8 protein-coding genes are annotated in these 10,555 nt (G+C 57.8%); 4 read left to right on the top strand and 4 right to left on the bottom strand.

Going from position 1 to position 10,555, the window contains the following annotated elements; genetic code table 11:
- Positions 1-149: 149 nt before the first annotated feature.
- A complete protein-coding gene (locus AC5FXY_RS14080; RefSeq protein WP_493557326.1) occupies positions 150-386 on the top strand; it encodes a hypothetical protein in 237 nt (78 codons plus the stop codon).
- A gap of 743 nt (positions 387-1,129) precedes the next feature.
- Here the strand turns inward: AC5FXY_RS14080 and AC5FXY_RS14075 are convergent.
- Positions 1,130-1,369, bottom strand: a complete 240-nt coding sequence (locus AC5FXY_RS14075) for a hypothetical protein (protein WP_493557325.1) — start codon at positions 1,367-1,369, stop codon at positions 1,130-1,132.
- Positions 1,370-1,689: 320 nt separating this feature from the next.
- Here AC5FXY_RS14075 and AC5FXY_RS14070 point away from each other — a divergent pair, with 320 nt between their 5' ends.
- Complete coding sequence (locus AC5FXY_RS14070; protein WP_493557324.1) at positions 1,690-3,468, top strand: AMP-dependent synthetase/ligase; 1,779 nt, start codon at positions 1,690-1,692, stop codon at positions 3,466-3,468.
- A gap of 330 nt (positions 3,469-3,798) precedes the next feature.
- Here AC5FXY_RS14070 and AC5FXY_RS14065 read toward each other — a convergent pair whose 3' ends face one another.
- Together AC5FXY_RS14065 and AC5FXY_RS14060 are read right to left on the bottom strand one after the other, a co-directional pair.
- A complete protein-coding gene (locus AC5FXY_RS14065; protein WP_493557323.1) occupies positions 3,799-5,769 on the bottom strand; it encodes an FG-GAP-like repeat-containing protein in 1,971 nt (656 codons plus the stop codon).
- A 502-nt stretch (positions 5,770-6,271) separates the two neighbouring features.
- On the bottom strand, positions 6,272-7,489 hold the full coding sequence (locus AC5FXY_RS14060) for a molybdopterin molybdotransferase MoeA (protein ID WP_493557322.1): 1,218 nt from the start codon (positions 7,487-7,489) through the stop codon (positions 6,272-6,274).
- A gap of 162 nt (positions 7,490-7,651) precedes the next feature.
- Here AC5FXY_RS14060 and moaC point away from each other — a divergent pair, with 162 nt between their 5' ends.
- Positions 7,652-8,152: a cyclic pyranopterin monophosphate synthase MoaC gene (gene moaC / locus AC5FXY_RS14055; protein ID WP_493557321.1), complete on the top strand. Its 501-nt coding sequence runs from the start codon at positions 7,652-7,654 to the stop codon at positions 8,150-8,152.
- A 478-nt stretch (positions 8,153-8,630) separates the two neighbouring features.
- Positions 8,631-9,803, top strand: a complete 1,173-nt coding sequence (locus AC5FXY_RS14050) for an NTP transferase domain-containing protein (RefSeq protein WP_493557320.1) — start codon at positions 8,631-8,633, stop codon at positions 9,801-9,803.
- 245 nt (positions 9,804-10,048) lie between these two features.
- Here the strand turns inward: AC5FXY_RS14050 and AC5FXY_RS14045 are convergent, their stop codons facing one another.
- Positions 10,049-10,465: a molybdenum cofactor biosynthesis protein MoaE gene (locus tag AC5FXY_RS14045; protein ID WP_493557319.1), complete on the bottom strand. Its 417-nt coding sequence runs from the start codon at positions 10,463-10,465 to the stop codon at positions 10,049-10,051.
- Positions 10,466-10,555 lie beyond the last annotated feature (90 nt).

The following is a 10,555-nucleotide window of genomic DNA, read 5'->3' as shown; positions in this document are numbered from 1 at the left end:
GGGCCTGCCTACCCCCCACGCGGGGGTGGATCTGGCTACGAGCCGGACCAAGCTCTTCTAGCGGCATTGCTACACTACGTAGATTCAGGCAGCTTAGCTGCATGCAATGTTCACGGTGCGGGAGTGTCTCGAACTGTAGAAACAGCCTGATGCGGGGAAAGCAGCGGTATCGGTGCTTGGCCTGTGGCTACAATTACACGGGCGGGGCCACTGGGGCCTACCCAACTGAAAAGCGGCAGTTGGCGCTGCAAGGCATGTGGCTGCAGGCTATCTGGTGGGTGCTGGACGTATCGAACGTGACCATCATGCGTTGGTTGCGGGCGTATGGCCACCTGCGCCTGCCGAGCACCCGGCTTAGCCAACGCCCGCGCTACGCGCTGACGTAAATCCTAAGAATGCGCTTGCCAGTAGCTTACGTACGCCTGGCGTCATTAGCTACACCGTCCGTCTTTGAATCTGCTATAGCTTAATATATCGTGATTAATGGTGCAAATCTCCACTTACATACATAAAGTCCAAGGCATAAGCGTCTTCACATTATAGCAAAGCCGCATTGTACAGAATGTGTTGGCATCTAACACAAACAGCCTAAGAAATAAAATTTAGCATACACGCTGATCCTCGGCGGAGCTAGGGGAAATTCCTAAAGCTTGCTTAACGCGGACATTTTAATACGGCCTGTTGCTCCACACTTTAACACGGGTAGTAAACGGATTAAGGCTGTACGAACTGTACACAATTTTGGGTCGCGGGCATCGTGAAGCTTGGCTGTTCCTGTGATGCAAAGTGGTCAACTGCGCGCTAAGCTGCGGTTGGTGAACAGTACAAGCTAAACTCTACCAGCTCGCTCCGTCCACCTTGCTGATGCTATACGTAATAGCCGGTGTTATTCCCTAGCGCCAACATTTGTATCTCCCTACCTCGACACTATATCGTACGCTTCTAAGCTAAAGTACGCGCCTGATTGGGGTAGATGGTGCGTAATTTACCAAGTTGTCCAGCTGAGTAAAGCTGCTCGGCGCTTGCATAGAAGCCTCTTCACAACGGGTCCATACGCAGGCCATATAGCACGCCTTCTTACGTCTATTGTGAAGAAGAGCCTCGGGCGTTTACGGTGGCTGGTAAGGGGCTAGTTGGCGTGAATGGTAAGCAGGGGAAGTTCTGCAGCCTGCTCGGCAGAGCCGCTGTATACCAAGCGGCCTTCTCTAAGGCTACCCGCGTACACTTCTACCTCGCAAGCATTACGCGACAACACCACCCGTACCGATTCCCGCTTGCCGGGGCGGACGTAGGTAGCGCCAACCGCGTCGGGGGCGGTGGGCCATGCTATTTCGTAAAAGCCTGCCTTCATCAACTGCACATCCAACATAATGGGGAAAGTTTGTTTGCTTCGAATAAGACAAAATTAAAGAGTTAAGTTCATAATGATCCTGCGTTTATATACTGAGTTTCAAATGATTTAATACGCATGTCGTGTAGCGTATCAATCCACCGGCATGTGGTGAGTAGTCCAGCGCTACTGCAGGGGGAGTAGCGTGGTCATAAAACAGTGTCCGAACGGCTGCGCGCAACCTAGGCCGGGGAAGGTCAGTTTATGCCATTACAGCGCTCCACTGCTAGTTTGCTGCCTTTTTATTAAGGAGCAAGCTGCCGTAGAATGCCGCGTACTTGCATTTGCCTCTCTTCCTAATGGACCTTCGTCGCACTTTCGATATTCTTGCTGCCCGCGCCAGCCAATCGCCTACGGCTGATTGTCTGGCATATAAAGCTGCTAATGACTGGCTCACCCTCAGCAATCAACAGGTGCAGGATGCCGCCAATGCCGTAAGCCTTGGCCTGCAGCGGCTGGGAGTAAGCCACAGCGACAAGGTGGCCATCATCTCCAACAACCGCCCTGAATGGGTGCAGGTAGATTGCGGTATTGCGCAGCTGGGTGCCGTGAGTGTGCCCATGTATCCCACTATTACCATCGATGATTACCGCTACATCTTCGAGGATGCCGATGTAAAAGTGGTATTTGTATCGGACCGCAAACTGCATGCGCGGGTGATGGAAGCGGTTTCGAGTCTTCCGACGCCGCCGGCGCATGTCTTTACTTTCGATGAGGTGCCGGGTGCCCGCCATTTCAGCGAGTTGCTGACTATGGGCCAGTCCGACAATGTAGCGGACCTGGAGCCCTTAAAAGTCGCTGTGCAGCCCGACGACCTACTCACCCTGATCTACACCTCGGGTACTACCGGCCGGCCGAAAGGTGTGATGCTCACGCACCACAACATCCTCAGCAACTGCGAGTCGCTAAACGACTTTCTGCCGGTTCAGCCGCAGGAACGAGCTTTAAGCTTCCTGCCGCTTTCGCACATTTTTGAACGCACGGCTACATTTTTATACCTGAAGCTAGGTTTGGTGGTGTACTACGCAGTCAGCGTCGATGTCATTGCGGATAACCTACAAGAGGTACATCCACAGGTATTTACCACGGTGCCGCGTCTGCTGGAAAAGATCTACGACAAGATTGTGGCAAAGGGCAATGCGCTGACCGGTACCAAGAAAAACCTCTTCAACTGGGCCCTGCAACTCGGCCTGCGCTACGACCCACAACAGAGCCTCGGACCGTGGTATAACGCGCAACTGGCGCTGGCTAACCGACTGGTGTTTTCCAAGTGGCGAGAGGCTCTTGGAGGCCAGGTAAAATGTATCATATCAGGTGGCGGGGCCTTGCAACCGCGCCTGGCCCGTGTGTTCTGGGCCGCTGGCATTCATGTGATGGAAGGTTATGGGCTCACCGAAACCTCGCCCGTAATTGCCGCCTGCCGCTACAACCGCGAAGACAACATGCCAGGCACCGTGGGGCCGGTGATTCCCGGCGTAGAAGTGAGAATCGCGCCGGACGGGGAGATATTGACGAAATCGGCGTCGGTGATGAAAGGGTATTACAACCGGCCGGATTTGACGGCGGAGGTGATTGATGTGGAGGGCTGGTTCCACACGGGCGACATCGGCGAGTTTGTGAACGGGCGCTTCCTCAAAATCACAGACCGCAAAAAGGAGATGTTCAAGACCTCCGGCGGCAAGTACGTCGCCCCGCAGGTCATCGAAAACAAGCTCAAGGAATCCCCCTTGATCGAGCAGGCCATGGTCGTCGGCGACGGGCAGAAGTACGCCGCGGCGCTTATCGTGCCGGCTTTTGACGAGTTGCGCAACTGGGCCCAACAGCGCAACTTGCCCAGCTCGGCCTCGGATGCGGCTTTGCTGGCGCACGAGCAGGTGCAGAAGCTTTACCGGGAGTTGGTGCAACAGTACAATGCCGCCTTTGCGCAGTGGGAACAGGTGAAGAAAATTGAGTTGGTAGCAGCCCAGTGGACCGTGGAAACCGGCGAGCTGACCCCGACACTGAAGCTCAAACGCAAAATCATCAGCGCTAACAATGTGGAGCGCATTTCGGCCCTATTTGGCGGAAGCATGGCTTAGATCTTATAGCCGCTGGATAATTGGAGCTACATCTAAAGCCGGAGTTATCGATAGTTTGCCTCCTTGGATAAGAAGGGTAGATTAATTGGCACCGATATGACTACCCTACAGCTCGCGTGCTGCTGAGCTTGCCGAAGCGGTTGATATGCTTCAATAAGCTCAGCAGCACGTTTCGGGAGAAGCACCAAAATATTTCACTCCGCACCAAGCGCCAGATTTGGCAGCGGAACAATACTCAAATTTCCTAGGTAGAATTGGGCAAATCACTGTCAACAAGCTCGGACACCAAAAACCAGAGTTGAGAGACGGGTACGGAACCAGTTTCGAACCTCACTTGCGTACCAGCGGAATGGTTCGCCGCTCAGTGGCTTGCTGCACCGATAAGAAGTAAGTGCCGGCCGGAAGCGGAGCCTTCAGCGGTAACGCGATGGTAGTGGCGCCTGCTAGTACTTCGGCGTGGTGGGTCAGGTACACGCGGCCGAGCAGGTCATATAGCTGCACCGTGGTTTTGCCGGCTTGGGGTACGCTTACCTGCAGCGTCAGCTCATCGGCAAACGGATTGGGCCAAGCCTGGGCTTCGAAGCCGGACTCTTTGACTGCTAAAGCCTGCACGCTGCTGAAGTGCTCGGAGCCATCAAAGTCAATTTGGTGAAGGCGGTAGTACACCACAGAACTGCCATGGGCCAGCAGCGCAGCGTCCTCAAAGCGGTAATTGTGCGGGTTGTTGCTGGTGCCCGCTCCCGTTACCCAGCCGATGCGCCTGTATTCCTGCCCATCGGCAGAAACCTCCACGCCGAAGCCGCGGTTTTGACGTTCCATAGCCGTAGTCCAGGAAAGCAGTGCGCCACGTCCGTGGCGTTCAGCCGTGAAACGAACAAGCTCCACGGGCAACGGAGCCGGTTCGTTGGTGCGGATGCTCACGGTGTTGTTGTCGGTATTGGCGGTGAGTACATCTACATCCCCATCGTTGTCTATATCAGCTATTTCCAGGCTGGTTGGGCCGTTGCCTACGACCATGGGTGCGCCCAACGAGAAGCTACCGTCGCCGGTGTTGAGGGCCATGAGAATTTCGCTGGTGGTACGGTTGGCCACCAGCAGGTCCACGTCACCGTCGCCATCGATGTCGGCCGTCTTGAGGCATACAGGGCCATTGGACAAGGGATAGTCCGTGCCGCCCGAAAAGCTGCCGCTGCCGTTGTTGAAACGCACGTATATGGCGCCCGGAGTTGGGCCAAAGTTGCTGCCTACTGATACCAGATCCAAGTCGCCGTCATTGTCGAGGTCGTTGAGAAACAGTTCCTTAGTGGCTATGCCTATCGTGGATTCGCTGCCGGCACCGCTGAAGGTGCCGTTGCCAGCATTTAGGCGGGTACTGACATGGATTCCGCCGTTGGAGGCCACAATATCCAAGTCACCATCGTTGTCGACGTCGCCAAAAGCTACCCCCACCGTTCCGGCGGGCGTGGTGACGTTTGTCGGGTTGTCAAACGTGCCGGTGCCGTTGTTGAACTGTATTTGGGCACGGTTGATTAAGTTATCGGACAAGACAACGTCCAGGTCGCCGTCGCCGTCTACATCGCCCAGGTCCAGATCAGTGGCAAAGCGAATAGAAGGGCTGAAAGGTTGCGAAAAGCGGGTGAAGTTGCCGTTGCCGTCGTTGCGGCCAATGGAGATGCCGTAGTACTGCGGCCCGGAAACAAAGGCCACGATGTCCACGTCGCCGTCGCTATCCACGTCGCCGGTCTTCATAGCCATTACTTCTTGCGCACCGGCCGGGCCAATAACGAACTCCGTGGTGCCGCTATAAGCGCCGGTGCCATTGTTTAAGCGCACCGACACACTGGCGCCGGAGTTGCCGACGAGCATATCCAGATCAGCGTCGCCGTCGATATCGGCCAGCGCGAGCCTGCCAGGGCGAATGCCGGTCGGGGTTTCCGCACTGGTCGGCGGTACACCTAGCAGGCCGCCTCTGCCGGTGGCCGCCGTAAACTGAAGTACCCACGGCGTGCTGATCGGGTTGCCTTGCTGGTCTTGCGCTTGGGTTGTCACCGTGGCCATGATGGTCTCGCCGGGACGCCAGGGATATGCCGGAGTGCCGATGAGGCGGGTGCCCATGGTAGTTACCGTAGCCGATGTGCCACTGCGCATGCCGCCCCGTTGGGCGCTATGAATGCGCAGCGCAGCGGTGCTGGCTGCATTTACAGCGCGATTGAAGGTGATACTTACCGGTTCGGTTGGGGCAACGGCGTTTTGATTGGCTGTGGGCTCGGTAGAAGTGATAGTAAAAGCCGGCTGCGCCAAAGCAGGAAGGGCTAGCAGGGAGCAACTGCTGGCCAAAGCAAGGCCATAGCATCGGAAATACTGTATCATAGACGGGCGCCTCCGGGCGAATAAGATTGACCAATTCAACGACAGAGCACCGCTGCTTACACTGGGCAAGCAAACGGGGCTATTGGGTTCGGCAGAAACCGGTGGAGGAGCCGAAAAGCGTACACTACAAGCCAACACGAACACAAGGCAGTTCAAGGCTACCCCGGTGCCCCAAGCAAAGCGAAATACCGCCTTATACCTTCGGGGTTAAGCAATTTTAATTGACAATGTATGACAAAGCAAATAAAAAATTAATCTATTCAAATAAATGCTTGCGGTATTGGCGCAGTTTCGGGCTGAAGCTTGGGTTCAGTGTACCAAAAAACATGCTGCCAGCTGCTCCGCGCTGCCCCCCCTGGCTAGCGCCCATTAGTTGAGTGAAGGGCAGCTTAACCGTACCAAATACTCCTTGGTTATTCTACAGGCGAAGCCCTCAGCGGTACTGCCACACCGGCAGCACTTCGCCGGCCGTGAATTGCTCGTGCTCGGCAGGTAATTCCACAAAAGCCTCGCTGGAAAGCAGGCTCGCTAGGTCACCGGAGCCTTGAGAGCGTTCTGGATGGGCCAGTAGCCGCCCGTCAGCCGTGCTTTCCAAGCTTACGAGTAGGAAGTGAGTTAGGGGAGGGCGAAACGTAACATCAGCCGCCAGGATGGCGTGCTTAGGGGCTGAGAACACGGGTTGGGGCTGCTGAACGGCTCGCAGCCACGGTTCGGCGTAGCGGTAAAAATTGATGAAGGTAGAAACCGGGTTGCCGGGCAACGCAAACACCACCGCGCTTGAGGGGCGTTGGCCAAACCACAACGGCTTGCCGGGGCGCTGGCGAACCTCGTGAAACAGCTGCTGCACGCCCACGGCGCGTAGGGCCTCCGGCAAAAAATCAGCTTTGCCCTTGGACACGCCCCCACTAAGCAGCACAGCATCAAACGCCTGTAGCAGGGGCGGCAGACCCGTGAGCAAGGCCTGCAGGTCGTCGTTGAAGTGGTAAGCCTCTACCACGGCGCCGGCCTGCTCAGCGGCCGCCTGGAGCATGTGCGAGTTGGAGCGCCTAATCTGGTGGGGCAGCGGCTCTTGTTCGATGTCAACCAACTCATCACCAGTACTTACCACAGCCACACGCGGCCGGCGAGCCACAGCTACGGTAGCCGCCCCGATGGTAGCTGCCACTGCTATTTCGGCCGGGCCCAGCACGGTGCCTACGGGCAGCAGCAAGTCGCCCTGGCGGCGGTCGGAGGCGCGGCGGTGCACATTGTGGCCAACGGCGGGCGGTGGAACCAGCAGCCTGGCGGTGCGTTGGCCGTCGGCATCTTCACCGAGTTCCAAGTCCTCGTAGCGCACTACTACATCAGTGCCGGGCGGCAAGGCGGCCCCGGTCATGATTTCAACGGCGGCATTTGGATGCTGCAGTGGAGCCGGAGGCTGGCCGGCCAACTGCGTGGTTTCGATTGGAAATACCAATTGGCCTTCCGTCACAGCCGCAAAGCTCAGGGCAATACCATCCATGGTCACGCGGTCGAAGGGCGGAAAGTCGCGGTCGGCGTGCAGCGGCTCGCGCAGTACCCGGCCCACGGCACTCAGTAGCGGGATGGTTTCGGTGGCGAGTGGGTAGGCAGTGCCCTGGACCAGGCGCGTAGCTTCTTCGACGGAAATCATAGGCGTTACTTTGCGGGGCGGAAGGTAGCACAGCATACGCGACGCACCGGCAAACAACAACTGCGGCCGCGTGTTGGCTTTTCGTCGCGGCCCTCGCCGCGGTTACTTTACTTCGCCTCGTCCGGCTACGTACACGCGTCGGCCTTCATAACTTTAGCCAGCATGTCTGATTCTTCTGCCAAGCTCACTCACCTGAACGATGCCGGCCAGCCGGCCATGGTCGACGTCGGCCAGAAAGCCCTGACGCGCCGCGTGGCGCGGGCCCGCAGCCGCGTGGTGCTCGGTCCGGATATCCTGGCGCTGGTGCAGCAAGGTGACCTGCCCACGAGCAAAGGTCCGGTGTTTCAGACGGCTATTCTGGCGGGCATCATGGCGGCTAAAAAAACCGCAGACCTTATTCCGCTCTGTCACCCGCTGGGGCTGGATGACTGCCAGATTCACATTCGCATGGCTCCGCCCGATGCGGTATTGATCGAATGCACCGCCTCGCTCACTGGCAAAACCGGCGTGGAGATGGAAGCCCTGACCGGGGCCTCGGTGGCAGCCCTCACGGTGTACGACATGTGCAAAGCCCTGTCACATGACATCGTCATTCAGGAAACGCGTCTCATTTCCAAAACCGGCGGTAAAAGCGACTATCTGTACGTTGACCCGGCAGAATAAGCCTCCGGATGGCCGTCAGATAAGCCTAATGCGACAACCTGAGTGCTGCAACAGAGAAGCGCTTACACAAACTGCAGCGTAGGGTAAGCCAGAAACGAGTGCTAAAAGCCAGGTCCCCTCCTCAGATGAGGAGAGGTTCCCGAAGGGAGGGGCGCTTAACAATCGTTGAACTCCCTATTAGCACGTCCTATCTCGGCTGTGCTCGACAAGACGGGTTGATTGCCTCGTTTTAATGGCCGAGCGACACCGCTAACCCACAACGACCAATACGCGGAAGTCAGTTGAGCAAGAGAATCTGTTCCTATCACACCTTCTCGCAGCCTGGGCTAACCCATTTCATATTCGACCTCTTTCCTTTGGCCGGATCGGGAATTTTGATGACGCGGGTTTCAGTAACGCCGGTCAACCACCCCGGCGTCAGCTAAAGCTGCCGCGTCCCATCCTCATTCAAAGAAGGAAGCTTTTCGTTCTAAGCATCATGGATAAGCATACCAAACACGCCGCTCTCACCCGGGCCGACCTTGGCGAGTTCAACCGCCACGAACTGGCCATCCTGGGGGCGCCTTGCGGTGTAATCAAGGAGCTAACAACGCGCTTCCTGCCGCTACTCACGCCGCAGCTGCGCGTAACCTACGTGGATGCTGACCACGCCGCTGGCGACGAGGCTGCCCAAGGCGGAGCGGGTGGCGCCGATGCCATTCTGCAAGCTGGTGCCGCGGCCGAGCTGACCGATAAAATCCGCTTCCGCCGCCTCGATGTGCGCCGCCCAATGGACAAGTTTGCCCAGCAGCAGTGGCTGGCCGATCAAAGCCTGGTGCTGGTAAACGGCAACCACTTCCGCGCCCGGCAGCAAATTATCATCCTTGACCCGCGCAAGCCGCTGGAAAAGAAGCTCGACCGCCTCACCGACGTGCAGCTCATTCTGCTATCAGAGGGAGTAGCTGAATTGCCTGATTACCTGCGCCAACACCTGAGCCTCGACCAGCCGGGCGCCGCCCAGGTTCCGGTGCTGGCCCTCGCCGATACCGCCGCCGTGGCCCATTGGGTGCGCCAGTGGTGGCAACAGCACCTGCCGCCGCTGCGGGGCATGGTTCTTACCGGTGGCCGCAGCCAGCGCATGCACACCGACAAAAGCCGCCTGAATTACCACGGCCGCGAACAGCGCGAGCATGCTGCCGCCCTGCTGGCTCCGTTTTGCCAAGACGTGTTCATTTCCTGCCGTGCCGATCAAGCCGCCGACCTGCCGCCCCACCTCAAGCCCTTGCCCGATCAGTTCCTCGACCTCGGCCCCATGGGCGGCATCCTCACCGCCTTCCGCCACGACCCCAATGCGGCTTGGCTGGTAGTAGCCTGTGACCTGCCGTTCCTTTCCGAGCGCACCTTGCAGCACCTCGTGCAGCACCGCCACGCCGGTCGCTTCGCTACGGCCTTTCAAAGCCCCGAAAACGAGTTTCCGGAGCCGCTGATAACTATTTGGGAGCCCCGCAGCTACGGCGTGCTGCTGCAGTTTCTGGCCTTGGGGTATTCCTGCCCGCGCAAAGCGTTGATCAATTCAGATGTGGAGGTGCTGCCCGCGCCCGCGCCGGAGGAGCTGCGCAATGTGAACACGCCGCAAGAACGGGAAGAGGCGGAGAGGGAGCTGACGCAGTAGTATTCGCAACTGTCTGACTCCATTGGCACTGCTACTGCAGCGGTGCCGTAGTAAGCTCTTGGCGCTGCCCAATGCGTCTGAGGTTGGGTCCGCCGGACGCAGGTGCTACCGATGCAGTACCACGGTAAGTGCTTAAAAAACAGGCGTGCTGTACCTTGATATAGCAGCCCTCGGGAAAAACAATGCGTAGCCATCGGTACAGGCCCGGTGGCCATGCTTAAGTACTTGGGTGAATGGAAGAGGCCTTACGGATGCGCCGCCACCCACACCGAGCCGTCCTCGTACTCCTCCTTTTTCCAGATTGGCACTACTTCTTTCAGTGTATCGATAATGTACTGGCAGGCCGCAAACGACTCGGCGCGGTGCGGCGTCGACACGGCTACTACCACGGCTACGTCGCCGATTTCCAGCGTGCCTTTGCGATGCACCACCGCTACCTTTTGCAGCATGGGCCAGCGCTGCTGGGCCTGCTCGGCCACGCGGCGCAGCTGGTGCACGGCCATGGCATCGTAAGCTTCGTAGTGCAGGCGCACCACGCGGCGCCCGGTGCTCTGGTTGCGGATGGTCCCGATAAACGAATTGACGGCGCCGGCACCATCGGCCTGCACCGCGTCGAGCACGGCGGCTACGTTGATGGGCTGATCCGTAAGATCTATAAGCATTGGAGGGGAGTAGAAAATTGAAATCAAAAACCGAGAACGAAGCGCGGGTACCAGCCAACAGAGGCCAGCCCCGCTTTTAATTCTTTGTTC

This window comes from Hymenobacter sp. FMD4 (assembly GCF_058932745.1).
Note: the sequence above shows the minus strand (reverse complement) of the source record. Positions and strands in the feature narration are given on the sequence as shown.